Origin of the sequence: Siphonobacter sp. SORGH_AS_0500 (assembly GCF_031453245.1) — a bacterium.
Taxonomy (GTDB): domain Bacteria; phylum Bacteroidota; class Bacteroidia; order Cytophagales; family Spirosomataceae; genus Siphonobacter.
The window spans coordinates 3,310,856-3,336,699 of the sequence record NZ_JAVIYT010000001.1 but is presented as its reverse complement, the minus strand read 5'-3'; the positions used below and the strand labels follow the sequence as shown (position 1 = coordinate 3,336,699).

Annotated in this window: 22 protein-coding genes and 1 pseudogene; 16 read left to right on the top strand and 7 right to left on the bottom strand. The window is 44.4% G+C overall.

The window, feature by feature from the left end:
• Complete coding sequence (locus QE357_RS14295; protein WP_307143511.1) at positions 1-930, bottom strand: ABC transporter ATP-binding protein; 930 nt, start codon at positions 928-930, stop codon at positions 1-3.
• A gap of 250 nt (positions 931-1,180) precedes the next feature.
• On the bottom strand, positions 1,181-1,618 hold the full coding sequence (locus QE357_RS14290) for a hypothetical protein (protein ID WP_106635740.1): 438 nt from the start codon (positions 1,616-1,618) through the stop codon (positions 1,181-1,183).
• A gap of 228 nt (positions 1,619-1,846) precedes the next feature.
• On the opposite strand from QE357_RS14290, the gene QE357_RS14285 reads away from it, so the two are divergent.
• Positions 1,847-3,121, top strand: a complete 1,275-nt coding sequence (locus tag QE357_RS14285; RefSeq protein WP_106635741.1) for a dicarboxylate/amino acid:cation symporter — start codon at positions 1,847-1,849, stop codon at positions 3,119-3,121.
• 244 nt (positions 3,122-3,365) lie between these two features.
• Here QE357_RS14285 and QE357_RS14280 read toward each other — a convergent pair whose 3' ends face one another.
• The gene (locus tag QE357_RS14280; RefSeq protein ID WP_106635742.1) at positions 3,366-3,704 is read right to left on the bottom strand and encodes a phosphoribosylpyrophosphate synthetase; all 339 of its coding nucleotides are present in this window, start codon (positions 3,702-3,704) and stop codon (positions 3,366-3,368) included.
• Positions 3,705-3,861: 157 nt separating this feature from the next.
• Here QE357_RS14280 and QE357_RS14275 point away from each other — a divergent pair, with 157 nt between their 5' ends.
• From QE357_RS14275 to QE357_RS14265, 3 genes are all read left to right on the top strand, one after another.
• Entirely contained in the window at positions 3,862-4,092 is a 231-nt protein-coding gene (locus QE357_RS14275; RefSeq protein WP_106635743.1) for a 4a-hydroxytetrahydrobiopterin dehydratase, read from the top strand.
• Between the two features lie 72 nt (positions 4,093-4,164).
• Positions 4,165-4,836: a 16S rRNA (cytidine(1402)-2'-O)-methyltransferase gene (gene rsmI, locus QE357_RS14270; protein WP_106635744.1), complete on the top strand. Its 672-nt coding sequence runs from the start codon at positions 4,165-4,167 to the stop codon at positions 4,834-4,836.
• Between the two features lie 118 nt (positions 4,837-4,954).
• The gene (locus tag QE357_RS14265) at positions 4,955-6,130 is read left to right on the top strand and encodes a DUF4105 domain-containing protein (protein WP_309708645.1); all 1,176 of its coding nucleotides are present in this window, start codon (positions 4,955-4,957) and stop codon (positions 6,128-6,130) included.
• Between the two features lie 315 nt (positions 6,131-6,445).
• Here QE357_RS14265 and QE357_RS14260 read toward each other — a convergent pair whose 3' ends face one another.
• Complete coding sequence (locus QE357_RS14260; protein WP_309708641.1) at positions 6,446-7,807, bottom strand: methyltransferase RsmF C-terminal domain-like protein; 1,362 nt, start codon at positions 7,805-7,807, stop codon at positions 6,446-6,448.
• A gap of 175 nt (positions 7,808-7,982) precedes the next feature.
• On the opposite strand from QE357_RS14260, the gene QE357_RS14255 reads away from it, so the two are divergent.
• From QE357_RS14255 to QE357_RS14245, 3 genes are all read left to right on the top strand, one after another.
• Positions 7,983-8,762 carry an alpha/beta hydrolase gene (locus tag QE357_RS14255; RefSeq protein WP_309711400.1) on the top strand — a complete coding sequence of 260 codons (780 nt, stop codon included), beginning with the start codon at positions 7,983-7,985 and terminating at the stop codon, positions 8,760-8,762.
• Positions 8,763-8,855: 93 nt separating this feature from the next.
• The gene (locus QE357_RS14250) at positions 8,856-9,521 is read left to right on the top strand and encodes a CBS domain-containing protein (RefSeq protein ID WP_106635747.1); all 666 of its coding nucleotides are present in this window, start codon (positions 8,856-8,858) and stop codon (positions 9,519-9,521) included.
• 108 nt (positions 9,522-9,629) lie between these two features.
• Positions 9,630-10,127, top strand: a complete 498-nt coding sequence (locus QE357_RS14245) for a low affinity iron permease family protein (RefSeq protein ID WP_309708636.1) — start codon at positions 9,630-9,632, stop codon at positions 10,125-10,127.
• 208 nt (positions 10,128-10,335) lie between these two features.
• On the opposite strand, the gene QE357_RS14240 is transcribed toward QE357_RS14245, so the two are convergent.
• The gene (locus QE357_RS14240; protein ID WP_309708633.1) at positions 10,336-11,601 is read right to left on the bottom strand and encodes a glutamate-5-semialdehyde dehydrogenase; all 1,266 of its coding nucleotides are present in this window, start codon (positions 11,599-11,601) and stop codon (positions 10,336-10,338) included.
• Between the two features lie 112 nt (positions 11,602-11,713).
• A complete protein-coding gene (gene proB / locus QE357_RS14235) occupies positions 11,714-12,745 on the bottom strand; it encodes a glutamate 5-kinase (protein WP_309708630.1) in 1,032 nt (343 codons plus the stop codon).
• 346 nt (positions 12,746-13,091) lie between these two features.
• Between proB and QE357_RS14230 the strand changes: the two genes are divergently transcribed.
• The 5 genes from QE357_RS14230 to QE357_RS14210 all read left to right on the top strand — a co-directional run bounded on the left by QE357_RS14230 (position 13,092) and on the right by QE357_RS14210 (position 20,184).
• Positions 13,092-14,297, top strand: a complete 1,206-nt coding sequence (locus QE357_RS14230) for a histidinol-phosphate transaminase (protein ID WP_106635750.1) — start codon at positions 13,092-13,094, stop codon at positions 14,295-14,297.
• 126 nt (positions 14,298-14,423) lie between these two features.
• The gene (locus tag QE357_RS14225) at positions 14,424-15,977 is read left to right on the top strand and encodes a flavin monoamine oxidase family protein (RefSeq protein ID WP_307143504.1); all 1,554 of its coding nucleotides are present in this window, start codon (positions 14,424-14,426) and stop codon (positions 15,975-15,977) included.
• A 72-nt stretch (positions 15,978-16,049) separates the two neighbouring features.
• Positions 16,050-17,006 carry a hypothetical protein gene (locus tag QE357_RS14220; RefSeq protein WP_309708623.1) on the top strand — a complete coding sequence of 319 codons (957 nt, stop codon included), beginning with the start codon at positions 16,050-16,052 and terminating at the stop codon, positions 17,004-17,006.
• A gap of 282 nt (positions 17,007-17,288) precedes the next feature.
• Positions 17,289-19,412 carry a M48 family metallopeptidase gene (locus tag QE357_RS14215; RefSeq protein ID WP_309708621.1) on the top strand — a complete coding sequence of 708 codons (2,124 nt, stop codon included), beginning with the start codon at positions 17,289-17,291 and terminating at the stop codon, positions 19,410-19,412.
• A gap of 67 nt (positions 19,413-19,479) precedes the next feature.
• Positions 19,480-20,184, top strand: coding sequence for a head GIN domain-containing protein (locus QE357_RS14210; protein ID WP_309708618.1), 705 nt, complete (start codon positions 19,480-19,482; stop codon positions 20,182-20,184).
• A gap of 263 nt (positions 20,185-20,447) precedes the next feature.
• Here QE357_RS14210 and aat read toward each other — a convergent pair.
• Positions 20,448-21,093, bottom strand: a pseudogene (gene aat, locus QE357_RS14205) (leucyl/phenylalanyl-tRNA--protein transferase).
• Between the two features lie 377 nt (positions 21,094-21,470).
• On the opposite strand from aat, the gene QE357_RS14200 reads away from it, so the two are divergent.
• The 4 genes from QE357_RS14200 to QE357_RS14185 all read left to right on the top strand — a co-directional run bounded on the left by QE357_RS14200 (position 21,471) and on the right by QE357_RS14185 (position 25,840).
• Positions 21,471-22,139 (top strand): GNAT family N-acetyltransferase, encoded by a 669-nt coding sequence (locus QE357_RS14200; protein WP_106635757.1) that lies wholly within the window; start codon positions 21,471-21,473, stop codon positions 22,137-22,139.
• Between the two features lie 183 nt (positions 22,140-22,322).
• Positions 22,323-23,522 (top strand): argininosuccinate synthase, encoded by a 1,200-nt coding sequence (gene argG / locus QE357_RS14195; protein ID WP_106635758.1) that lies wholly within the window; start codon positions 22,323-22,325, stop codon positions 23,520-23,522.
• Positions 23,523-23,607: 85 nt separating this feature from the next.
• A complete protein-coding gene (gene argC, locus QE357_RS14190) occupies positions 23,608-24,564 on the top strand; it encodes an N-acetyl-gamma-glutamyl-phosphate reductase (protein ID WP_198555152.1) in 957 nt (318 codons plus the stop codon).
• Between the two features lie 145 nt (positions 24,565-24,709).
• Entirely contained in the window at positions 24,710-25,840 is a 1,131-nt protein-coding gene (locus QE357_RS14185) for an aminotransferase class III-fold pyridoxal phosphate-dependent enzyme (protein ID WP_309708610.1), read from the top strand.
• The last annotated feature ends 4 nt before the right edge of the window (positions 25,841-25,844 follow it).

Below are 25,844 nucleotides of genomic sequence, written 5' to 3'. Positions count from 1 at the left end.
TTAAGGAATGAGGGCTTGCGTAGCGGTTTCGCCGACTACACGAATGAAAATGTCGTTGAAAGAAGGCACGTTTTCGCTGAAAGACTTCAGCTCCACCTGGTCAATTAGCTGAGCTAATAAGGCATTCACACTACCTTCAGGACCAATCCGAACATTGGTACGGTAGACGTTTGGTTCCAGTTCGGTTTTGGAAATTATTTCGTACGAGTAGGGTAAAACCAAAGAACCGACGTATTCCAGTGTATAGGTATTGTCCATAAACTGGCGTTTGATGGCTCGTTTTTCTCCCCGCAATACTACTTTTGATCGGTTGATAAGGGCAATCGAATCGCAGAGTTCTTCTACGGATTCCATCCGGTGTGTCGAGAAGATAATGGTAGACCCCTTCTGCTTTAATTCCAGAATTTCGTCTTTCAGCAGGTTGGCATTGATCGGATCGAAACCGGAAAAAGGTTCATCCAGAATAACCAGTTTAGGCTCGTGAACGATAGTGGCAATGAACTGACATTTTTGAGCCATCCCTTTTGACAAATCTTCCACTTTTTTATCCCACCAGTCTTTGATGTCGAATTTAATAAACCAGCGTTTGAGGCGTTCAGTGGCTTCGCGTTGGGAAAGACCTTTCAGCCGGGCCAGGTAAATCAATTGATCGCCAACCTGCATTTTTTTGTACAAACCGCGTTCTTCGGGAAGATAACCAATGTCGGCGATATGTTTGGGATGAAGCGGCTCGCCGTTGAGTAACACTTCGCCCTCATCGGGAGCCGTGATCTGGTTAATGATTCGAATGAGCGATGTTTTACCGGCTCCATTCGGACCAAGTAAACCGAAAATCTGGCCTTGAGGGATGTCTAGCGAAACATTATCCAAAGCCGTATGGCTGGTATAACGTTTATAGACATTGCGGGTTTCGAGTAAAGGATGGGACACCTGGCTGATATTTGTTGATGAATCAAAGCTAAACGATCTAAAGCAGAAGGCTTGTTTTATTGCATCAAATTACTCAAAAAAGGGATGAACGGCTAAAAACACAAATCAGCCTCCAGCTTTTACACCGGAAGGCTGATCTTTTATATCAATTTTGAACGTCAGAAGGAGAGAAGGAGTCAATGAAGGAAGTAGTTAAACTTGATCAAACTTTCAAATAGACTTTATCCAACGGCTTCAAACTATGCCTCCTTTACCAGTATCTTTCGCGGATGTTAAAAAGTACCCATAACTCAAAAGTTGAGAAGAGGAGTGTGAAGAGAATTTCTCCGATGCCAAAGTCCAGCACGCCTGACAGAAGATTTAAAACGGTGCTAATCAGAACGGCAAAATAAAGGAAATTCCAGCCCCGGCGACGATTGGCACGCAGCGACGTAAATGCCAGCAACGATAGAATAGAAGTAACCGCCGTGGCTAATAATGAAAAGGTGGCCTCGGTAGTCACACCATAAGAAATAGCGTAAGAATCACTGTATACTTTAATGAGGCGGACAATACCTAAAATGCCATTGATAAGGGCTATCCAAGGCATTACCTGAACAAATCCATCTTTAACATTGAATGGCATAGGGGGGAGCTTACGAAGGAAAAGCGGTTCCAGTTCAGCTTCCAGGGGTAACTTGGATTTCATAACGAGATTTGGTTGATAGGATTGCGTTAGCGGCTGCAAACATGTCTCAATTCTACAAGAAAGGACGTAACTTTCAAATGGATTCGTCTAAAAAGGGCGTTATATTGGGGGTTTTTTTAGTATTTTTTGCGAAAAATAGATGCGAGGGCTTGTGAAATGTGAGTTAGTGATGCACTATCTTTACCCGAAAGGGTCAACAAACCATTGTCTTTTACCTGAATTTTCTCTATGAAACTTTCTATTACCTGGCGTATTTTTATTGGATTGGTTTTGGGTGTTATCGTGGGATTGGCAGTCCACACGGCTTATGATTCGGGCAGCCCAGCCGACCAGGAAACACTGGCTACGTGGAGTAAAAACCTTCAGATTTTAAGTAAGGTTTTTCTTCGAATGATTAAAATGATTATCGGACCATTAGTTTTCTCCATGCTGGTGGTAGGCATTGCGAAATTAGGAGATTTCAAGTTAGTAGGTCGCATTGGCGGTAAAACCTTAGGTTACTTTCTCTTCGCTACGGTTCTTTCGTTACTAACCGGCTTAATTACAGTCAACCTGCTGAAACCTGGTAAGGTGATGCAGTTACCCCTGCCTCCCTCGGGAACCGATATCGGGGTAGAAGCCAAGAAATTTTCGGTTGAATCGTTTTTCTACCACATTTTCCCACAAAGTATCGTGGAATCGATGGCAGCGAATGAAATTCTTCAAATTGTTGTCTTCTCGATCTTCTTTGGTATTGCAACCGCCGCCATTGGTGAAACGGGCAAGGTAGTTATCAAAGCCCTGGATGCGGTTTCGCACGTGATGTTCAAAATCGTTTCATACGTAATGGGCTTTGCTCCCTTCGGCGTCTTTGGAGCAATTGCCGCCGTAGTAGCAACCGAAGGTCTGGGGATTTTTATAGGATATGCGTATCTGATTTTCAGCTTCTTTATCGGCCTGTTCTTCTTTATCTTCATTGTACTCTGGGTGATCTGTCTGGTTAATAAAATACCTTACTTCAAATTATTGGGTTTAATCAAAGATCCAGCTTTGCTATCCTTCAGTACAGCGAGTTCAGAAGCGTCTATGCCTCAGACTATTGAAGCTCTTCGCAAATTCGGTTGTTCTGAAAAGATCATTAGTTTCGTGTTACCTCTAGGTTATTCGTTCAACCTTGATGGTTCCATGATGTACATGACCTTTGCGACGGCATTTATCGCTCAGGCTTACGGGAAAGACCTCTCCACAACGCAACAAATTACCATGCTGGCCACGCTGATGTTGAGCAGCAAAGGGATTGCAGGCGTGCCCCGTGCTTCGCTGGTAATCATTGCCGGAACCATGACCATGTTTGATTTACCCATCGAAGGATTGGCTCTGTTATTAGGAATCGATCAGATTCTGGACATGGGTCGCTCGTCGACGTCCGTAATTGGAAATGCCGTAGCTACTGCAGTAGTATCGAAATGGGAAGGAGAGCTGGACATAGCAAAAATGAATGGTACGGAAGATGTAACGGTATAAGTTACATCAGATTCATCATTAAAAAAGGAGCCCGACAAGGCTCCTTTTTTAATGAAGTCTCATACGGTTGCTCGGCTCTGCCGAGTGACTGCATAGCCGTAGGCCTCTGGCCTTCTTATGAAAAAAGCTAACGTAGGAAAAGAAAGGTATCTTACCTGAATAGTCTACTTGTAATCGTCAGTTAGAGGCCTATGAGTGTCGATCTGCCGTCACAGAAATAAGGAGCCTCGCAAGGCTCCTTATTCTATTCCTGACCTTTGGCGTTGGTTGCTCCTAAAGCTCCTTTTCGCATGTCCAGTTTCTGAATCAGATCGGCTGATAGCGGTTCTGAATAGGTTCCGTAAGCCATCACGAGTACACCTTTATGACCGTCTTTCGACTCGATGGCATAAACCGCAGACATATCGCCCGGATCAGTTACCCCTTCGAAGCGATACGCTTCTACTACTTCAAAATCTTCAGGGTGCAAAACCATCCCTAAAGACTGGTAATTAAGGGCACCGTTTTCAATGCTAAAACTTTCGGTATAACCCCGAGACGCTAAATCATTAATAGCCTCGGTTTCGGTGGTGTATTCATCCATGATTGTATGCGTTTAAAGGTTTACAGATGCTCTTGCGTAGGGCGGTTGATGGTTGGCAAGCCTCTTTACTTGTGTAGAGAGTATAAAAAATTAGGCCACCTGAACGCCTAAGGCTAGGGCTCAGCCTGTATGTTTGTTCTAAAATCGTCTATCACTCATGTGGGAAGAAAAAGATAATCAACTCCAGCGAACATTCGAATTCAACGATTTTTCAGAAGCGTTTGCCTTTATGACTCGGGTAGCTTTAGCGGCAGAAAAACTGAACCATCATCCCGACTGGTCGAATGCGTATAACAAAGTAACCATTGCTTTGACTTCGCACGATGCTGGTCACGTGGTTACGGAAAAAGATCGCAAGCTCGCGGAAATTATTGATACCTTCGTTTAAGTAACTGGAATGTCGTCATGGCTTAACTCTAATGATTTTTATGAGTCATGACGACATCATTGATCATAACTGATGAAATTGTATTTAGTGCCAACACCGATTGGCAATTTGGATGATATTACGCTGCGAGCGTTGAAGGTATTGCAGTCGGTAGATGCCATTCTTGCGGAAGATACTCGTACGACGGGTCAGCTTCTCAAGCATTTAAACATTCAGAAACCGCTCATGGCTCATCATTCGCACAATGAGCACGCGTCTTCGGGGGGCGTTATCAAAATGCTGCAATCAGGCAAGACCCTGGCGTTGGTGTCCGATGCGGGAACGCCCGGCATTTCGGACCCCGGATTTTTGCTGGTGCGTGAATGCCTCAAAAATGGCCTTGACGTGGAATGTCTACCCGGCCCAACGGCCTTCGTTCCGGCTCTGGTGAACTCGGGCTTACCAACCGATCGTTTCTGTTTTGAAGGCTTCTTACCCCAAAAAAAAGGCCGTCAGACGCGATTGAAAGCCTTAGTGGAAGAGGAACGAACCATGGTTTTCTACGAGTCACCGCACCGGATTGTGAAGTTACTTGAGCAACTTGTAGAAGTAGTAGGCCCTGATCGCCAGGCTTCGGTTTCGAGGGAACTAACGAAGATGTTCGAAGAAACCGTTCGTGGAACCTTAACCGAACTGATTCAGCACTACACCGACCACGCCGACCGGGTGAAAGGGGAATTTGTGCTGGTAGTAGCCGGAGCATAAGTTTTCAGTTTGCTGTTTTTAGTTTTCAGTTAGTTCGCTTGTTTAGCGTTTTGGGTTTAGAGTTAAGGGAGGCGTCCCCAAACTCAAAACTCAAAACCCCAAACTCAAAACCCTCCACATGTTCCTTCGTCGATTTATACTTTTCTTTTTACTGGCATTTCCGCTTGGGTTGGGGGCTCAGCAGTTGAGTCCGATGGCTAAGGTTAGTTTGATTACCGTTGGCCCGGGTGACGAGATTTATACCTTTTTTGGCCATACCGCCATCTGGATCTACGATCCGGGGTTGGGAATCGACAAAGTGTATAACTACGGAACGTTTGATTTCCGGGCTTCTGGCTTTTACTGGAATTTTCTGAGAGGGAACCTTCCGTATCAGCTTTCTACGTCTCCCCTGGATTATCCTGATCCGCAGTATAGCTTGCTGGAATACTGGAAAAGTGAAAACCGCAGTGTAATCGAGCAGGTGCTGAATTTTACGCCCCAGCAAAAGCAGCGTCTCTTCGAATTGATGGAGATGAACGCCCGCCCCGAGAACAAGACGTATCAGTATCGACCTTATTATGATAACTGCTCGACTCGCCCCCGCGATAAGGTTTTTGAGGCTGCTGGAGATAGCATTCGTTTGGATGAAAGAGATACGTTTCTGATCGGTAAGTCGTACCGCGACTGGATGAACGATTATTTGAACCAAAGCTACTGGTCGCGACTGGGACTGAATCTGGCTTTAGGTTACCCGATTGACCGAATTACTACACCTAATCAGTCGGCGTATATTCCTAACAACTTACTTCGGATGTTAGATCGGGCCAGAATAATACGTTTGAATGGCAAGTCGGAAAAGTTGGTATTACAAACCAACACGCTTTTTGAAGCAACACCCGTAGAAACCAGTTTTCTCTGGAGAAGCCTCTTCTGGATCGTGATGGCTTCCCCGCTGATTATTCTGATGGTGAGGAAAAACAAAATCCGACCCGGTGGTACGTTTGATCGAAGCTTACTGTTCATCACTGGCGTTTTCGGCGTGATTCATACCCTGTTATGGTTCGGTACCAATCACGGCATTACCGACTGGAATTACAGCATGTTTATAACCAGTCCTTTCAACGTCATTGCTTTCATCATGCTGTCCCGTCGCCCGAAATGGCTGATGTATTATTTTATCGTAGCGATGGTGTTTGTAGTGGCTGGAACGATGTTACAATTCCTATTCTGGAAAGGTTTATACGGGTTATTATTCCTGAATATCACCCTTTTCTTACGGTATCGTCATCTCGCTTTGTATTGTAGAAAATAAGTTATTACCTAAAAAAGAGGCCGTTCTCCATTCGTGGAGGACGGCCTCTTTCATGTAGAGACGCTATGAAGTCGCGTCTGGCTGGGGTATGGGAATCCATCAAAGATAACCAAGTGCTCCCACCATGGTTGGTGAGGACACCAACCATGGCGGATAATTCAAAAGGCCGTCATCTATTGGCAGATGACGGCCTTTTTCGTAGAGACGCCGATTTATCGCGTCTGGGCAGAGGTGGTTTTAGTGATCATTGGTGATGATTTTCATCTTTTGGCTAAGACGCCATAAATGGACGTCTCTACTGTAAAAAAACGGCTCTTAATTCTCCCGAATATCCATCAGAATCCGCCAGTCTTTGGGAAGGTAGTTGTTCACCCGATTCGGTAATACCTTCACCCAGCCAAGAGAGTGGCCCTGATGGGTTACTAAATGCCAGCCTTTTTTCGAAGTTTTATACTCAAAATCTTCGCGTTTAAGGTAACGTAAAGCATTTTCCCGGTTTAATTCCAGCCGGGGAACGGACTTTTCGGAAACCAGCGTGCTTAAAGCCAATTCATGATCAGGAATTAAGTCTTTACCGGCCAGCTTCCCTAGCCGAATACCCGCTTTTCGAAGGTATAACTGTTGGCTAATAATCTCGAAATCAACGCGGTGATCGGGGTTCAATAAAAAGAAATCACCATTTTTTTCCACCCATTCGTAAGACTGGATATGATCGACCCAGTCAGAGAAAATTGCGGATTCCTGCTTGCGGGTTTTGCCTTTTCCGGCATAATTCATCCGAAACTGAACCTCGTCCTGATCTTCAGTTTTCTGAAAAGCAGCAATAAAAAAACCTTCTCCCTGTATCTGATCGGGCCAGAAACGGTAGCCGTAGTTTTTTTCTTCAGTACAAACTTCTACGATGCCCTCCGGCAAATCCGTGAAATTGAGCGAAGTACAGCCAAAGGATTCCGAAAACCAGTCCAGAATATCTTCGTTTTCCGAACGTGAATAGGAGCAGGTCGAATAAATCAAGACACCCCCTTCCTTCAAACAAGGCCAGGCGTCGGCCAGAATGCGTTGCTGACGTTGCGAACAGAGAGCTACATTCTCCTCTGACCATTCCTCAATGGCGTCGCTGTCCTTACGGAACAGACCTGAGCCCGAACAAGGAGCATCAATAACCAGTACATCAAAAAAGCCCGGTATCCGCTGAAAATCGCGGGGGTCGTTGTTCGTCACGAACGAATTTATTCGTCCCCACTTGGTCATGTTATCCGCCAGCACGCCCGAACGGGGGCGAATGACTTCGTTAGAGACCAGCAGGGAATCTTCATCCAGTAAACTGGAAAGTAAGGTGCTTTTCCCACCCGGAGCGGCACACAAGTCCAGAACCCGTAGGGGACCTTCGGGAGCCACCTGTTTAAAGAAGGCTTCGAGGAACATAGAGCTGGCTTCCTGAACGTAATAGGTGCCCGCATGAAAGAGAGGGTCCAGAGTAAAAACTGGACGTTCGGGCAAGTAGTAGCCGTACTCCGACCAGGGAATAGGCGTGGCTTCTGCCGGAGGATTAATAACCTTAAAAGGATTTAATCTGATGGAAACGGGGGCTGGCTGCTCGTGAGCTACCAGAAACTCGTTTTTATGAAAACTACTTTCATTCTGTAAGGATAAAAGCAGGGAATCAGGAAGTTGCATAAAGAATACTGAAGTATTTTCTTCAAAAATTTAACAAATCTACAATTCAAAGATGTTGTCTTTCGATTAAGAATTATCTATTTTCATCACTTGATGAAAAAACGAGCACTGCTTTTTTGAACCTTTCAAAGAAAAAATGCTTTATTTTGCTTCAACGATTGTCTTAATCCGTGAAATGAACTATTCAATTAAACAAGAAGACGGGTACCAATTCATTGACGAAGGGCAGGGCGAGATCGTCATGATGCTTCATGGCTTGTTCGGTGCTCTTTCAAACTGGGACTCGGTCATTAATACTTTCAGAGATCAGTATCGGGTAATCATTCCTTTGATGCCGGTCTATGAAATGCCTCCTCGTGAAGCAGGGGTCGAAGGCTTAACCGCGTTCGTTGAAAAATTTGTAACCGACCGTAATCTGACTGACCTGACCCTGGTAGGGAACTCTCTGGGTGGTCATATTGCGTTACTTTATACGATTAAAAATCCATCTAACGTTAAACGTCTGGTATTAACGGGAAGTTCTGGATTATTTGAAAATGCCATGGGCGGTAGTTATCCTAAACGGGGTAGTTACGAGTACATCCGTGAGCGGGTCTCGTATACGTTTTACGATCCTAACGTAGCAACGCCAGAGCTCATTGAAGAATGCTTTGAGATTACCAACAGCATTCCGAAATGTATGAGCATTGTGCAGATTGCAAAGTCTGCCCAACGGAATAACGTGGGTAAAGATCTGGATCAAATCAAAGTACCCACTTTATTAATCTGGGGCTTGAACGATACGATTACTCCTCCCACCGTGGCACACGAGTTTAATCGACTTATTCCCAATTCGGAATTGTTTTTTATTGATAAGTGTTGCCATGCTCCGATGATGGAACATCCCAATGAATTCAATGAAATTCTGGCGAAGTTTTTAAAAAGAACCAAAGAAGTTGCTTTGGTGGAAAATTAAAGTGACTTTGCATTAGTCAATAATCTGTCTTATTTTAACAAGGAAACTATCGAAAAAACCGGATAAGCTTTCACATAACCCATACAAAGCCATATGCTCGCTGAAGAATTGATTGACCCATTATTACCGACTTTGCGACCTACCGATACGGTTGGGAAGGCACTGGACTGGATGCAGGAATTTCGAATGACTCAGTTAGTATTGGCTGAAGAAGAACGTTATGCAGGAATTCTTTCGGAAGAACGATTAATGAACGCAGATGAGGAGGATTTCCTGACGGAAGTTCAGCCCGAACACCCCGGTATTTCGGTGCAGCCTTACCAGCATATGTACGACTTGTTACGAACAACGCAGTTGTATCAACTGGATGTTTTGCCAGTAGTTACGGAAGACCATACTTTTGTAGGCAGTATCTCCGTTAACGAATTACTGAAAAGATTCGCGGACGACTTAGGAACGCAGGAGGAAGGAGCCATCGTGGTTCTTCAAATGGACGACCGGGATTACTCCATGAGTGAAGTAAGCCGGTTGGTGGAATCGAACGACGTGAAGATTATTAGCAGTTATTTTAACAGTGGTAACTACGAAAACAATCAGCCCGGACGATTGACTCTGAAGCTGAACCGTCGGAACATCAAGGCCGTGATTGCTACCTTTGAACGTTACAATTATGTCATTGAATCCGTCTTCACGGCGGAAGCTCTGGACAATACCGATCAGGAACGGCTGGATTTACTGCTTCGTTACCTGAATATGTAGATTAACTTTTCCTTAAAAAAGGTCTCGCTTGCCAAAGTGAGACCTTTTTTGTTGAATTGAGAATGGTTTTTTAGAAGATTGGATAGGATGAACTTTACCTATACAATCATGAAAAACACCCCTCATTCGGATGAATCTCACGTCCAGAAGCATAAGTTTTTTGAGAGCTTTTCTTCTTGGGTAACCAAAGCAACGGGAAGCCCGGCGGCTTTTCTGATGGCTCTGGCAGTAGTGCTGGTATGGGCGATCTCTGGCCCCTTTTTTCATTATTCCGAAACCTGGCAGCTCGTGATTAATACGGGAACAACCATCATTACTTTTCTGATGGTATTCGTAATTCAGAAAGCTCAGAATAAGGATTCCGTTTCGATTCAATTGAAACTGAATGAGTTGATTGCGGCTACCAAAGGAGCCAGTAACCGACTCGTAGGTGTAGAAACGCTGGATCAGGATGAACTGGATATTCTTTGCAAACATTACGAAACACTGGCCGAATTAACCCGCAAGGCCAGCGATTTAAGAAAATCACACTCTATTGAGGAGGCTTACAAAGACACGAAAGATAAGCTTAAAGCAGAAGAGGGAGCCACCCCTGAAGCGATTTAAGGTTTGACAGGGTTGGTACCTTTATGATTTCTCTGTTTGTCGGATTTTTCCCCGGATTGCATCCGGGGTTATTCATATTTAACCCCTACGGGTTTTTCAGCACATAAAAAGTTGTAGTGAATGCATCTAGGTAACTTCTTGTATTTCAATACAAGAAGTTACCTAGATGAAATGCAGGAGAAACCCAACCACGATACAAATAAGAAGATCACCAACGAACCTGTCCGTCTCCTTGAATTACCCATTTCTCAGTAAGCAATTTCTCCAGAGCAAAAGGCCCACGGGCGTGCAATTTTTGCGTGCTGATTCCAATTTCAGCACCTAAACCAAATTCACCACCATCCGTAAACCGAGTGGAAGCATTAGCATACACCGCCGCCGCATCAACCTCTTCCAGAAAACGTTGACAAACGTGTGGGTTCTCAGAAATAATCGCTTCCGAATGCCGGGAAGAGTAGACCCGAATGTGCTCCAGAGCTTCGTCAAGTCCGGTCACTATCTTAATTGTAATTTTATAGTCGAGCCATTCTTTGCCGAAATCTTCGGGCTGAGCATGGCGTAAAAAGGGGTAGCCCGTTTTCTCTAAAACATAATACGCGGCAGGGTCTGCGAAAACTTCTACATTCCATTTTTCGAAATCCGCACAAAGCATCGGTAAGAAAGCAGAAGCTACGCCCTGATCCACCAGAATGCAGTCGAGCGAATTACAGACCGAAGGACGGGACACCCGAGCATTAACGACAATGTCGCGGGCTTTTTCAAGATCCGCTTCTTCCTGAACGTAAGTATGCACCACACCCGCTCCGGTTTCGATGGTTGGTATCAGCGAATGCTGACGTACAAACTGAATTAAAGCACTGGAGCCTCGGGGAATAATAATATCAACGTAACGCGTGGCCGTTAATAACTCTTTCATTAATTCCCGATTGGTGGGGAGAAGCGTAATCACTGCCGCAGGTACATCGAATTCCTGCAAAACCTGATGAATTAAAGTAACCAGGTATTGATTCGTAAACCAGGCATCGCTGCCACCGCGTAAAACCACCGCATTCCCCGAACGCAGACAAATCGCCGTCACGTCAATGGTTACATTAGGACGGGATTCGTAGATAACGCCTACTACACCCAGCGGGACGGCTATTTTTTTCAGGTCTAATCCGTTGGGTAACGTCCGTTCCAGTAGAACTTGCCCGCTGGGATCGGGTAACTGAGCAATGTCCCGAACGCTCTGAGCCAAACCCTGAATCCGTTGATCATTCAGTAATAAACGATCCCACTTCGGGTCACTCTGCGGCATTCGCTCCAGATCTTTCTGATTTTCAGTCTGAATCTGACTGGAATGTTCCAGCAGAAGGGCTGCCAGACGATTCAGAATTTCCGCTTTTTGCGAACCACTCAGTCGCCGAACCGCTGGAGCTGCCGCGTGGGTAGCTTCGAGTTGGGGAAGAATGCTCAATTGTTCCGTTTCCTGCATGGAAGTGAAGAGTTTTCAGTTTTCAAGTTTGCCGTTTACTGTTTGTTCCGCAGAAAGAGTTTAACCGCTCGTTTCATACCGATTAATCCCATTGAAAACAGCAAATAGAAAACTACAGTAATACGATATCGTCGGCGTGAGCGACAGCAAAGTTCTGGGTTTTCAGATTCTGGGAAACCGTATAGGAAGACTCCCGGGCCTTAGCAACGGCAATGATCTGGCCGCTTTCATCGGTAATTTCGATTACTTCGCCACGGTCAAAGTCGCCCATCACTTCCGCAATACCCACGGCTAATAAGCTGCGTCGGGATAATAAAGCCTTGACGGCCCCATCGTCTACTTTCAATTGTCCCCTTACCAAGCTGGCGGTTCCCAGCCATTTTTGCCGGGCTTTCAGAGAAACCTTATCGGGTGTAAAGACGGTTCCGGTTTCTTCTTTTAAGGCATTCAAAATGCCTTCCGGCGTATGAATCCCAAAGATGACCACCCGAATGCCCATCCGAACGGCACGTTTGGCAAAGCTTAACTTTGAAACCATACCCCCTAAACCCACGGCAGATTTGGACGTATCGGCCATGCCGAGAATATTTTCATCAATTCGCTCGACGCGTGGGACGATGTTGTTTTCTTTATCCAGTAAGCCTCCAACGGATGTGCTGAATAACAAGGTATCTGCCCCCAGGCCAGCAGCTAGGAGTGTGGCTAGTTCATCGTTATCCGAGAACTTTAGCTCCAGATCCGATACCACGTCATTTTCGTTAGCGATAGGAATCACGCCGTTTTCCCAGAGCGTTTCGTAGGTCTCTTTTAATTGAAGAAACTGCGGTCGATTCGCGAAGTGACTGCGTTCGCACAGGTTTTGGGCTACCGGGATTCCGAAGGCTCCAAAATACTTGGCGTATAATCCTAACAGAAGCGGATTGCCAATAGCCGCAGCGGCTTTGCGTTGCGTTAACTCGCCTCGGTATTCCTTCAGATAAGCTTTACCTGCACCCACGGCACCCGAGGATACCAGAACGATGCGGTACTGATCGTGTAACTGAGCGGCTTGCCGGGCAATTTCAAGAATCGTTGCTTCATTAATCTCACCATTGGCTTTGGTGATACTGGCTGTGCCGAATTTAATAACAAGAATAGGCTTCATACTGCCCACAAAGGTAAAAAATTGGTCGGCAATCTATGTAGAGTTAGTATAGATTAGATATTTGAATATTATAGGTTTAAAAAATTACTAATTGTGGATGAAAAATTAATAAATGACAAATAATAGGTTTCTAAAAATGAGTTATTTGACGTTTAAATTGTAAAAATGTAAAAAATAGATGTAAACTGATGTTTGGTGGATGGCCAAATAATCCCTATTTTTATGCTCGGAAAGGAAAATATTTTTTTATTAACTCTGCTAATGTTGGAATTTTCTACTCCATCTTTCTAATAAGTCCCATTCTAGGTCGCACGCATACCACAAACCATCAAACTGTTACGAAAAGATGAATCGTCGTAATTGGCTTAAAAACTCAGCGGCTCTTACAGTAGGAGCGACCGCCTTGCCTACTCTTCTGCAAAAAGCTTATGCAGACCCAGCGGCTCGTCAGGAACTTTACATGGATCTGTCCCATGAGTTTCGGGCAGCTATGTTAGCGGATGCTATGCCTCCTGCAGCAGTAAAAGCTCGTTTAAGTGCGAATGAAAATCCCTGGGGACTTTCTGTAAAAACGAAAGAAGCCGTCAATAACTCACTCACTGAAGCCAACCGTTATGCGGGTCGTGCTTCTATGGATTTGTATAAAGTCATTTCGGAGAAAGATGGAATTCCGATGCCACAAAATCCTTCGGGTGGCGGCGGCTGGGGCGGTCCTTCTAAAAGCTACATCAAATTAGGATGTGGTTCCACAGAGTTACTGAATGCCAGTCTGATGCACTTCGGTTCTAAGGGAACGATCATGGTGGGAGATCCCTGCTATATTTCGGGCAACGACGAGAAGTTTCCGATGGACAAGGTGAAGCTGACGCCCGATTATCAATACGATCTGGACGCAATGGCGAAGAAGGTAGATCCAGCGAAACACAGCCTGGTCTATATCTGTAATCCTAATAACCCCACCGGTAACCTGCTTCCTGCCGATAAACTGCGGAAGTTCATTGATGAAGTTTCTCCTAAAGTTCCGGTATTGGTGGATGAAGCCTACATCGACTATGCCAATGATCCTAAAACGGATTGTATGGTAGATAAAGTGAAGGAAGGTAAAAACGTAATCGTTCTTCGCACGATGTCTAAACTTTACGCTTTTGCAGGGATGCGTTTGGGTTATGCAATTGGCAAACCTGAATTATTACAGGATATTTCAAAATACACCATGAATGGCTTTGGCGTATCACTTCCCACGCTTATGGCAGCACAGGCGGCCTTCGCGGATACGGAAAACTCTAAAATGGTATTAGCCAAGACGACGGAATCGAGAAAATATACGGCTGATTTCCTCAAAAAAGCAGGTTATAAAGTCATCCCATCCTACGCCAACTTTATGCTCTTCCCAGTAAACATGAAGGGCACGGAGCTTACGGGTAAACTGATGCAGGAAGGCGTAATGGTACGGAACTGGTTCTTTGACGGACAACACTGGTGCCGGGTGTCCATCGGTACAATGGATGAAATGAAAGCCTTCACAGACGCGTTCACGAAGGTAGTTTCTTAATTAAGTTTGTTGGGTTGCACGTTGCCCGGTATGATACAAACTAGTAATGAGCAATTGATTAGTTTAGTTGGATCATACCGGGCAGGTTCTATTTTAAAAACCTGACCAACCGCTTTCTTTCCCCATATGACCAGAAGAGATTTTATTGAAAAGTCAGGTAACAGTTACCTGGCTATGGTTGCTTTGGGCTTTCTTTCAGGTGCTCCTGCCCAGGCATTTAACTTACCTCGTAACGAAAAACCCAACGGCAAAAAGGTTGTTATTCTCGGTGCTGGCCTGGCTGGTATGTCGGCGGCCTATGAGTTGGGCAAATTGGGGTATGAGTGTGTCTTGCTGGAAGCCCGCGAACGGGTAGGTGGTCGGATCTGGACCATACGGAAGGGAACGACGGAGACGGAGATTGGAGGGGAAAAACAGGTTTGCAAATTTGATGAAGGATACTATCTAAATGCCGGGGCTGCCCGGATTCCACATCATCATCAGTTAACAGTTCAGTATTGTAGAGAACTAAAAATACCCGTAGAAATTTTCGGCAATCTCAATGAAGCGGGGTATCAATATTCTGAAAGTAACCGTGGAGCTTTAGCGAATAAGCGGGTGAGAGCTCGTGAAATTCACGCCGATATGCGGGGTTACCTGACCGAGTTAGTAGCCAAAGCCATTGATCAAAACGCTCTGGATCTGGAGATGTCTAAAGAAGACGTTGATCGCTATGTAGCCTGGTTACGCGAAGAAGGAGATTTAGATATTAACAAAAAGTATAAAGGCTCGGAGCGTCATGGCTATGAAATGGCTCCGGGAGCGGGCTTGCAGAGTGGCAAAATTGCTCAGCCTTATGCTCTGAAAGACATCGTAGAGTCAGGGTTAACGCATCCGGCTTTTGCCAATGTAGGCGAATATACGTTTAATCAGCAACCCGTTCTCCTTCAACCCGTGGGTGGTATGGATATGATTCCCAAGGCTTTTGAGAAAGTATTGGGAGAGAAGATTAAACGTTCCTGCGAGATTCTGGAAATTCGCAAAACCAATCCTGGCGTACGCATTGTGTACCAGGATAAGAAAAGCGGGCAGAAACAAGAAATGAAGGGCGATTATTGCATTTGCACCTTACCCTTACCGATCCTTCGAAAAATTCCATCTGATCTCTCCGGTGAAGTACAACGGGTAGCCGACTTCGTACCTTACATGGAAACCTGCAAAATCGGAATGCAGTTTAAACGCCGCTTTTGGGAAGAAGATGACAAAATCTTCGGTGGAATTACCAAAACCAATATGGATATTACCCAGATTTTCTACCCGGCCCATGGCATGTTAGGAGAGAAGGGCGTACTGAAAGGCATGTATAACTTCCACGGTCTGGCAAAAAAGGTGGGAGAGTTATCCATTGCGGATCGGCAGAAACTGGCCTTTGAGCAGGGTTCAAAAATTCACCCGCAGTATAAGGATGAATTTGAAAATGCCTTTTCACTAGCCTGGCATAAAATCCCGTATTCACAGGGCGGCTGGGGTATTTATTCTGAGGCCAATCGTCAGCGGTTATATGCCACCATGACGAAAAATGACGATGACATTTACTTTGCTGGCGAACACGCCAGTAACCTGCCCGCCTGGATGGCTGGAGCGTTTGAATCAGCCCGTTACGCGGTTGACTTGTTACACAAACGGGTTTCGGCGGGATAATGAATTAATAATTCGTTCAATCAGACGATTAACGAACTAACGTAATACTGATAACGCTTCAAATGTAGTCTTATGAAGAAAATTTTCCTGACGCTGGGAGTTGCCGCTTTAGTTTCTTTAAATAGCTGGGCTCAAGATGCTGAGAAACGTCCGATTACCTCTGCTGAATTTGACGCGGCCAAGAAAATTGCCGTAAAGAATCTGGAAAAAGACACCTACGTAAAGGCTGGGAATTTCATACTGGATCGCGTAGGAGATCCTTTCGTATTTAAGTTTTCAGACGGTACCGAACGTCGGGTATATCTCTATAAATTATTTGAAACTGAGAAAATGGCCGAATTGGGAATGTATGCCATTTATACAACGCCCAAAGATGGTAAGCTTCGTCAGTTTCCCTTACCCAGTCCCGATGCTGCGGGCGACGTTTGGGGAAAATACATTGATGAGTTGAAATACGGAGAAGATGCCATGAAAGGTATGGCATCCTGTATTGCTTTTGTGTTGACGAAATCGGGCGTGGGTGGTGCACCGGCGGCGGCTCAGGAAGGGGAGAAAATTGAATATTGTTTTCCCGCGGAGGCTTTGGTAACCTTAGCCAACGGCACAACAAAAGCCATCTCGGAGGTTACTACTGGTGATCAGGTACAAAGTTATGACTCCGTAACCAAGTCTTCAGAAATAGCTACTGTTGAGGAACTTACGGTTCACGCTGATCAGACTTTTGACTTAACCCGATTAACCCTGGTCGATGCAGCCACTAAAGTAACGGCATCTGCTACGACAAATTGGGAAACAGTTACCCTGGAAGCTACAGCCAATCACCCTGTTTTAACGGAAAATGGAGTAAAAAAGATGAGTGAAGTTCGGGTAGGCGATGCCCTGTATTACCGCGATGCCGAAACCAACACATTCAAAAAATACGATGTCTTTACGACACAATCTGCGGTTCGTTCGGTTAATAAAGTATATAATCTGAAAACCGACAAGGCTACCTATGTAGTCAACGGAACGGTGGTTATGACGAAGTAAGTCACTTCCAATTTTGTACATTCAAACTAGTTTCATAAATTAAATTTCGGGAAGGTATTAGTAAGGTTTTCCCCTTCTCGAAACTTAAAAGTCAAGTAAGATTACTGCCTAAATTACTCTCTTTTAAGCTATTGCGGCTTTCTCTTAACCAAAACTCGAACAGGCCCCCGCTACTCGTAGTGGGGGCTATTTTTTATTAAGAAACCAGGCGTACTATCATTGAATTTGCTAAAGAATACAGTCTTTGCTTTATTAGGTGTTATAACCTAACTCCTAATTCTGATGTCCAATCAATTTATTTATCCACCGTCTCCCAAGGGTATTTCTCCAACCTTAACAGAACCTTCAAACGCTTACAAGAGGCAAGTAAAAACGGTAACTACTTCTATTATTACCTTCATTATAGTATATATAGTTTTGTTTCTGGCCTCTATTGCTCTGACAATAGCTTGTGGCTTTGTAGGGATATTACTTTTCTCGAAATTTTCTTATTCGGGAGTCTTTATTTTAGGTCTGGGATTAGTAGGGTTTGGTTTATTAACTATCTTCTTTCTAATCAAATTTATGTTTGCCATAAAAAAAGAAGATACATCTGAGCTTATTGAAATAAGCGAAGAAGACGAACCTGATCTATACAAATTTATTTATCAAATAGCCGAAGATACTAAAGCACCAAAGCCCAAAAAAATATTCCTATCGCATAATGTTAATGCTGCTGTTTTTTACGATTCCAGTTTCTGGAGTATGTTCTTTCCTATTCGTAAAAATTTACTCATCGGTGTAGGTTTGGTTAATGGATTGTCTTTAAGTGAGCTGAAGGCCGTACTAGCTCATGAATTTGGACATTTCTCTCAGCGTAGTATGAAACTGGGGAGTTACGTGTATCAGTCAAACAGGGTTATTTATAATATGCTTTATGAAAATGAATCCTGGAGTAAAACGGCAGAAGTTATTTCAGCCAGTCACTGGGCTGGCAGTATTGCAGCTTCTCTTTCGACGCTGCTTATCAGGCAGATTATGAGTGTTTTGCAGTTTTTTTACGTCTCTATTAATAAGAAACAATTAAGTCTATCGCGTGAAATGGAATTTCATGCCGATGCGGTTGCGGCAAGTGTAGCTGGCAGTGACATTACTATTCACGCCTTACGAAGAGCTGATTTTGCAGAAATTGCATTCAATTCAACGCTGAGTTGGTGTAGTCAGTTGGTGGATGATAATCAAAAAATTGATAATATATATGAGGGGCAGACAACAATTATTAAGTACATGGTTGCCAAACATAACCTTACGTTCAGTAACGATTTACCAGTAATAACAGATCAGTATTTAGCGTCACACCAAACCAGTAGAGTAGTTTACAAAAATCAATGGGCCTCTCACCCAAGTCAGGAAGAGCGTGAGGAGAATCTAAGAAGTATCAATGTCGATGCTGTTAATGTAGAAGATTCTGCCTGGAATGTGTTTACAAATTCTAAACATTGGCAGTTGTATTTTACTGAACAACTATATAATCAGGTTGAATTTAAATCGGAAGTACAAATCGTTAGTTCTCAAGCCTTATTAGATAAAATAGAGGAAAACGAGCAAGAATATGCTTTGCCAGCTATTTTCGAAGATTTCTACAGTCAACGGCTTATCGGAAATTTTGATTTAGAGACCGAACCCGAAAGTTTACGACCCTGGAATAGTCTAATGAACCAGGAAGCGATGCTTCTAAAAGATCGAATTTTGGCTAATGCTAAAGATATAGAGGTTTTGAAATCCATACAGTCGGGTGAAATCGATGTAATATCTTTTGATTTTGATGGAAAGAAATACAAAAAAGAAGGAGCAGAGAGCTGGATCCATCAACTCACTAAAGAGCAGGAGATAGACACGGCTCAATTAAATCAATTGGATGCCGAGATTTACTGGTATGTCTCTAAACACAATTCTGACGAATCTGAAAACTTTAAACAGCACTATCGTAACTTTTTTAAGGTGAAGAAAATCAAAGAAGATTTTCTGGCCGAGGCTACTAAAGATGCCGAATTTATTATGCCTTTTCTGATGAATAGTTTAGAAGATACGTCCATTAACTTTAACTATTATCACGAAGAATATAAAAAGGCAGAACCTGGATTAATGAGTCAATTTGAGGAGTTTAAAAAAAATGGAATTTTCGATGGAATTAGAACGGAGGAATTAAAACGTTCGATGAATAGCTTTATGGGTGGAGAATATCATCAACTGCCTCTTCGGGAAATGTTTTATAAGGTGTATCATCTTCTTGGGGATACTATCAACCATTTATCTTATCGGGAATTGCAAGCTCAGAAAGCTGCTTTAGAACTACAGGCTCAGTTATATCGAAAATCAGGACTTATGGTTCCGAAGAAGACTGAAATGGAGGGAATTATCCTATGAGAAAAGATAGGTCATGCAACGAAAAAATCCGAGTATGCATCTTTACTAAAAATAATTCATTCAACTTATGAAGAAAGCCTTATTATCTATTGCTCTGGTACTGGGAATAACGGGAGCTTTGCAAGCTCAAAACTGGCAGCAAGCTCGCTCGGTAGGCAATTTTACTGCCATTCAGGCTAATAGTGGCATTGACCTATACCTGACTCAGGGAAACAGTAACTCTTTGAAACTCGAAGTGAAAGGCTACGAAGAGAAGGAAGTCATTACAGAGATTAAGGACGGCACACTCATGCTGAAAATTGACCGCAATAGACCTTGGGGAAGCTGGGGTGGGTCTGGTCGTTCAGTGAAGGCTTATATTTCCTTTAAAACCCTGGAGAAACTTAGAGCTGGCGGAGGGTCAGATGTCTATTCTCAAAACCAGTGGAGCGTAAAAGACTTAACGATGGATTTAAGCGGCGGCTCTGATGCAAAAGTTGAGCTGAAAGCCGAACACCTGGTAATAACTGCCGGTGGAGGTTCGGACGCATATCTGAAAGGAAGTGCGGGAGTTTTTGAAGCCGTAGCCAGTGGCGGTTCGGATATTAAAGCCTCAGGGTTCAAAGCGGGTATTGTGCGGGTGAAAGCTTCTGGTGGTTCCGACGCTCACGTACATGCAGATGAGGAGATCACTGCGGAAGCCAGCGGAGGAAGCGATATCAACTATTCCGGGAATGCGAAAGAAGTTGGTATTCGGAAATCGGGCGGTAGTGATGTGAACCGACGGAATTAATTCAGGAATTCAAATGCATGCGAGCAATGCCATTCTTGTTGTTTTAATTTAATACGTGTTGCCAGCTTTTTATTGTTATTGAGGTGCAGGGTTGAGGATGCTGCTGCCAGCGGCATTTCTGTTGTTTTAATACGTGCTACCAGCAAAAAAGCTGGTAGCTTTTTATTGTTATTGAATTGCAGATTGAGAATACCGCTACCAGCTTTTTCGCTGCCAGCGGTATTCTTGGCTTAGCCCAACCAGCTTTTTTCCGCTGGTTTACGCTAGCTCTTGTGCTTGATAATCGCCGGAAAAGGATATGGCAATGGATGGGGAGAAACATCCGCAAACTGGCACCGTTGTTGAAGAGCAATGCGTAAGCGGAACATGTACTCTGCCCTTGGAATCTCGATGGCTCCGTATCGTTTCACGTTATCGTTAATAAACTGCGTATCGAGTAGGTAATATTGCCTTTCCCGCAGTCTTTCGATTAAGTAATGAAAAGCTACTTTAGACGCATTAGGGATCATTATAGAACATGGATTCCCCGTAGAAAGCCCCACCAATCGCTACGCCATATAAGCCACCGGCCAGCTCATCGTCTACATACGCTTCGACGGAGTGGGCATAACCCATCTCATATAATTCAGTGTAAGCCGTAATGATCTCTTCGGAAATCCAGGTACTGTCTTCGCCTACGCGAATGCGGGCACAACCCCGCATTACCCCTTCAAAGTCATGGTTGATACGAATTTCAAAGGTCTTTTTATTAAGAATGGGGCGTAAGGATTTGGCGGGTTTGTAGGTGTCAATAGGAATAATGGCTCGGGGTTCAGGCGAGTACCAGTAAAGTGTACCGTCTGAGTCCGCCATGGGAAAAATCCCACTCATATATCCATAAAGCAGATCATCCGCGGTAAGATTAGTCATAAGCTCGGAACAAAAATTTCATGGGCTCCGTTAAACATATAAAGGTCTTCATGATCTGACAAGTATAACTAATGTAAAGAAAAAAAATGTACAAAGTTTGCAAGAACGCTTTCGTTTTTCTAAACTTTGCGACGTTTTCAAAATTATCTCCAAAAGAAAATGAATTCACAGGCCATTATCGAGCCTTTCTTTAGTATCCTGCCACCGCGTCGGCCCTTCTTCAGGCCTGAACGACGGAGGCCGGTACGCCTGTGATTTCTGGCCATTCCGGCACACTATTTTCTTCCTTTTAGGGTTGTATGAGTCGTTAAGCAAGGCTACCTGACCATTAGCCAGTGTACTTTCATTCAACACAAGTTCCTGTTTTAAGTAATCAAATGAACGAATATAAAGTCCAGATTGCCTCGAAAGAGCATCTGTACCTTGCCGAAGAAATTTGCTGGCACATGGAAGAAAGTGCCAAGCAACGCGGCACAGGCATTGCCAAACGCTCGCCTGAGTACCTTCGTCGTAAAATGGAAGAAGGGAAAGCTATTGTCGCTATGTCGCGTCGCGGCGAGTGGGTAGGTTTCTGTTACATAGAAACCTGGGATCACGGTAAATTCGTGGCAAACTCAGGTTTGATCGTCCATCCTGATCACCGGAAAAGTGGTCTGGCAAAGATGATTAAGGAAAAGGCTTTTGAGCTATCCCGTCATAAATACCCCAACGCCAGAATTATTGGTATTACCACGAGCCTGGCCGTGATGAAAATTAACTCCGAACTGGGTTATAAGCCTACTACGTTCAGTGAGTTACCCGTAGATGATGCCTTCTGGAAAGGGTGTTCCTCCTGCGTAAACTTCGATGTGCTGAGCCGTACGGGTCGGAAGCATTGTCTTTGCACGGGGATGATGTTCGATCCTTCCTGGGAAAAAGAAAAAGAGAAAAAGCCGAAGTGGAATTTCCTGAAAAACGCTAAAATCTATGAGCGTTGGAATAAAATCAAACAACGGCTTTTGTTAAGGCACCACGAGAAAGAAGAAATCGAAGAACCCGTTCATTAGTTATTCACAAATCGTTAACTGTTGAATAGTTAATGGTTGTACGTTGTCGTATAATTTTGGCGGGTGGGAGAGATTCCTTCCCGCTTTTTTATAAGTATTTATTGATTGAACATAACCAGGACCGGAAATCATAGGCGTAACCTCCAGAAATCGCATTTTCGAATCCGCACTCAACCAAATTCCATGAGTAAACCCAAAGTTGTATTGGCGTACAGTGGTGGTCTTGACACCTCTTTTTGTGTGAAATACCTGTCGGACGATCAGGGCTATGAAGTTCATTCCGTATTAGTAGATACTGGCGGATTTACCCAGGCAGATTTACAGCAGGTAGAACGCAATGCCTATGAATTGGGGGTAGCCAGCCACGCCACGCTCGACGTCGTGAATGACTATTACGAAAACTGCCTGAAGTATCTCGTTTTTGGGAACGTACTGAAGAACAATACGTATCCGCTGTCGGTAAGTGCCGAGCGGGTATTCCAGGCTCTGGCAGTAGCTGAGTATGCCAAGCAAATTGGAGCAAAGGCCGTTGCTCACGGAAGTACGGGTGCGGGTAACGATCAGGTTCGCTTTGATATGGTGTTCCGCATCGTTGTTCCTGAAGTAGAGATCATTACGCCCATTCGCGACTTACGCTTAAGCCGTGAAGCGGAAATTGAATACCTGAAAGCTAAAGGAGTCGTACGCGACTGGACGAAGACGACCTATTCGATCAATAAAGGATTATGGGGAACGTCAGTAGGAGGTAAAGAAACATTAACCTCAGACGGATTTTTACCCGAAGAAGCCTGGCCTACGCAATTACAGCGTCAGGATACAGAAACGGTAACGCTTGATTTCGTAGCCGGTGAGCTGAAAGGGGTAAATGGCGAAAGCTTCGAAAACCCAGTAGATGCGATCCGTAAATTACAGGACGTAGCGGCTCCGTTTGCGGTAGGTCGTGACATTCACGTGGGCGACACCATCATTGGTATTAAAGGACGGGTGGGTTTTGAAGCCGCCGCTCCGCTGATTATTATTAAAGCACACCACTTACTTGAAAAGCACGTATTAACCGAGCAGCAGATTTTCTTCAAGGAACAACTGTCGGGTCAGTACGGTAGCCTGTTGCACAAAGGCCAGTTCCTGGAACCAGCCATGCGGGACGTGGAAACGTTCCTCGAAAGCACTCAGCAACACGTAACGGGTCAGGTACAGGTGCAGTTACAGCCTTACCGTTTCTTCGTAACGGGTATTACCTCACCGTTTGATCTGATGAGTAATGTCTTTGGTAGTTACGGTGAAATGAACAATGCCTGGTCGGGTGATGACGTTCGCGGCTTCTCGAAAATTGCTTCGAATCAGACCATGATTCACCGTAAAATCACTGAGTTGAACGACTAAAATGGAGTTGTGGGTTGTTAGTCATTAGTTGATAGAATTTGTTTTAACTACTAATAACTGACAACCTACAACCCACAACTATAAAATGAAAGTTGGTATCATTGGAGCGGCGGGCTACACGGGTGGTGAGTTGCTTCGTATTTTAATCCATCATCCTGAAGCAGAGATCGTGTATGCTCATTCGAAGAGTCAGGCAGGGAAACCCGTCGCTTCTACGCATACAGACTTATTCGGAGATACAGATCTTACCTTTTCAGAGGAATTTCATACCGATATAGATGTGGTTTTCCTGTGTTCTGGACACGGCGAATCGAAGAAATTTCTGGCGGCAAATCCCGCGTTTGAGAATCTGAAAGTCATTGACTTAAGTACGGATTTTCGAGATGAATCCAACGGATTTGTGTATGGGTTACCTGAATTACAAAGAGATACCATCCGTCAGGCTCAGAAAATTGCGAATCCCGGATGTTTTGCTACGAGCATTGAGCTGGCTTTGTTACCATTGGCTCAGTCGGGTTTATTGACGAATGATGTTCACATTTCGGCAGTAACGGGCAGCACTGGAGCGGGACAATCCCTGAGTGCCACGAGCCATTTTAGCTGGCGGAATAATAACATCAGTATTTATAAAGCCTTCACCCACCAGCACCTGACCGAAATCGGAATGGTATTGAGGAAAGGTCAGCCGGATTTCTCACAGGCCATTAACTTCATTCCCTACCGGGGTAACTTCACACGGGGCATCATGGCGAACGTTTATACGCCTTATGCCGGAACGCTGGAAGAGGCTAAGGAGCTTTATAAATCCTATTATGCCCCGCATCCCTTCACACACGTAAGTGATGCCAGCATTGATGTCAAGCAGGTGGTAAATACTAACAAAGGCATCGTTCATCTGGAAGTGGCAGAAGGTAACCTGCTTATTACCAGTATTATCGACAACCTGACCAAAGGAGCTTCCGGTCAGGCGGTTCAGAACATGAACTTATTATTTGGACTGGACGAGAAAACCGGTCTGAAATTAAAATCAGTTGGTTTTTAATGAAGCGTTTGATTGGGTTCAATAAAGTTTGATGACGTTTGACCGTTTGGTTGAGTTTAAGGAAGATACCAAGGAACTCAAACTTTTCAAACCTCTCAAACTAGATCAAACCTCAAACCGAATCAAACCCCAAACACAGCATTTCATGAATCCATTCAACGTCTATCCGCTCTATGATATTGAGCCTGTGAAAGCTCAGGGAAGCTACCTCTGGGATAAAAAAGGGGATCAATACCTGGACTTATACGGTGGTCACGCGGTTATTTCCGTAGGCCATTCACACCCTTACTACGTGGAGGCAATCAATCGTCAGCTTTCACAAATCGGGTTTTACTCTAACTCCGTTCAAATTCCCATTCAAAAAGAATTAGGACAGAAACTCGGTGAACTTTCAGGCTATCCAGATTACTCGCTTTTCCTGGTAAACTCGGGTGCGGAAGCCAACGAGAACGCCCTGAAGTTAGCTTCTTTTTATAATGGACGTAAAAAAGTAATCGCTTTTAAAGGAGCGTTTCACGGACGTACTTCAGGGGCCGTAGCGGTTACGGACAATCCTTCTATTGTTGCTCCCATTAACGATAATTCACACGTTACCTTCATTCCTTTCAACGACGTGGAAGCTTTAAAAGCGGCCATGAGCGAAGAAATCTGTGCGGTAATTGTGGAAGGAATTCAGGGCGTGGGCGGTATTAAAGTTACTTCGACTGAGTTTCTTCAGGCGGCTCGTCAACTTTGCGATCAGTTTGGCTCGGTATTAATTCTGGATTCGGTTCAGTGTGGCTACGGTCGTAGCGGTAAGTTTTTCTCGCATCAGTTCACAGGCGTTGACCCTGATCTGATTACGACGGCTAAAGGCATGGGTAATGGTTTCCCCATTGGTAGCGTTCTGATTTCCCCTAAGTTTCATGCGAAATTCGGCATGCTGGGAACGACGTTTGGTGGCAACCACCTGGCTTGTGCAGCAGCGGTAGCGGTTCTCGATATCATGAAAAATGAAAATCTGATTGAGAATGCAGCTAAGCAGGGCGATTACCTGTTTGAGCAACTCAAAGGAATCGGCGGTATTAAGGAACTTCGTGGCCGTGGACTCATGATTGGCATTGAGTTCGAACAACCCGTAGACAAGATTCGCGATACGCTTTTATTCGACCATAAAATTTTCTGCGGTTACGCAGGTAAACATACCTTACGCTTATTACCAAGTTTGGCCATCGGTCAAACCGAAAGCGATCGCTTCCTCGAAGCTCTCGAGCAAGTCATTGCGGTAACAGCCTAATAGT

Bases quoted from the DNA above. Each gene is read 5' to 3' on its own strand.
- QE357_RS14245 (WP_309708636.1), top strand. From the start codon at position 9,630: ATGAAAAACACCCCTCATTCGGATGAATCTCACGTCCAGAAGCATAAG.
- QE357_RS14285 (WP_106635741.1), top strand. From the start codon at position 1,847: ATGAAACTTTCTATTACCTGGCGTATTTTTATTGGATTGGTTTTGGGT.
- QE357_RS14255 (WP_309711400.1), top strand. From the start codon at position 7,983: ATGAACTATTCAATTAAACAAGAAGACGGGTACCAATTCATTGACGAA.
- QE357_RS14185 (WP_309708610.1), top strand. From the start codon at position 24,710: ATGAATCCATTCAACGTCTATCCGCTCTATGATATTGAGCCTGTGAAA.
- QE357_RS14225 (WP_307143504.1), top strand. From the start codon at position 14,424: ATGACCAGAAGAGATTTTATTGAAAAGTCAGGTAACAGTTACCTGGCT.
- QE357_RS14280 (WP_106635742.1), bottom strand. From the start codon at position 3,704: ATGGATGAATACACCACCGAAACCGAGGCTATTAATGATTTAGCGTCT.
- argG (WP_106635758.1), top strand. From the start codon at position 22,323: ATGAGTAAACCCAAAGTTGTATTGGCGTACAGTGGTGGTCTTGACACC.
- QE357_RS14260 (WP_309708641.1), bottom strand. From the start codon at position 7,807: ATGCAACTTCCTGATTCCCTGCTTTTATCCTTACAGAATGAAAGTAGT.
- proB (WP_309708630.1), bottom strand. From the start codon at position 12,745: ATGAAGCCTATTCTTGTTATTAAATTCGGCACAGCCAGTATCACCAAA.
- argC (WP_198555152.1), top strand. From the start codon at position 23,608: ATGAAAGTTGGTATCATTGGAGCGGCGGGCTACACGGGTGGTGAGTTG.
- QE357_RS14210 (WP_309708618.1), top strand. From the start codon at position 19,480: ATGAAGAAAGCCTTATTATCTATTGCTCTGGTACTGGGAATAACGGGA.
- QE357_RS14230 (WP_106635750.1), top strand. From the start codon at position 13,092: ATGAATCGTCGTAATTGGCTTAAAAACTCAGCGGCTCTTACAGTAGGA.
- QE357_RS14290 (WP_106635740.1), bottom strand. From the start codon at position 1,618: ATGAAATCCAAGTTACCCCTGGAAGCTGAACTGGAACCGCTTTTCCTT.
- QE357_RS14240 (WP_309708633.1), bottom strand. From the start codon at position 11,601: ATGCAGGAAACGGAACAATTGAGCATTCTTCCCCAACTCGAAGCTACC.
- QE357_RS14220 (WP_309708623.1), top strand. From the start codon at position 16,050: ATGAAGAAAATTTTCCTGACGCTGGGAGTTGCCGCTTTAGTTTCTTTA.
- rsmI (WP_106635744.1), top strand. From the start codon at position 4,165: ATGAAATTGTATTTAGTGCCAACACCGATTGGCAATTTGGATGATATT.
- QE357_RS14200 (WP_106635757.1), top strand. From the start codon at position 21,471: ATGAACGAATATAAAGTCCAGATTGCCTCGAAAGAGCATCTGTACCTT.
- QE357_RS14265 (WP_309708645.1), top strand. From the start codon at position 4,955: ATGTTCCTTCGTCGATTTATACTTTTCTTTTTACTGGCATTTCCGCTT.
- QE357_RS14250 (WP_106635747.1), top strand. From the start codon at position 8,856: ATGCTCGCTGAAGAATTGATTGACCCATTATTACCGACTTTGCGACCT.
- QE357_RS14275 (WP_106635743.1), top strand. From the start codon at position 3,862: ATGTGGGAAGAAAAAGATAATCAACTCCAGCGAACATTCGAATTCAAC.
- QE357_RS14215 (WP_309708621.1), top strand. From the start codon at position 17,289: ATGTCCAATCAATTTATTTATCCACCGTCTCCCAAGGGTATTTCTCCA.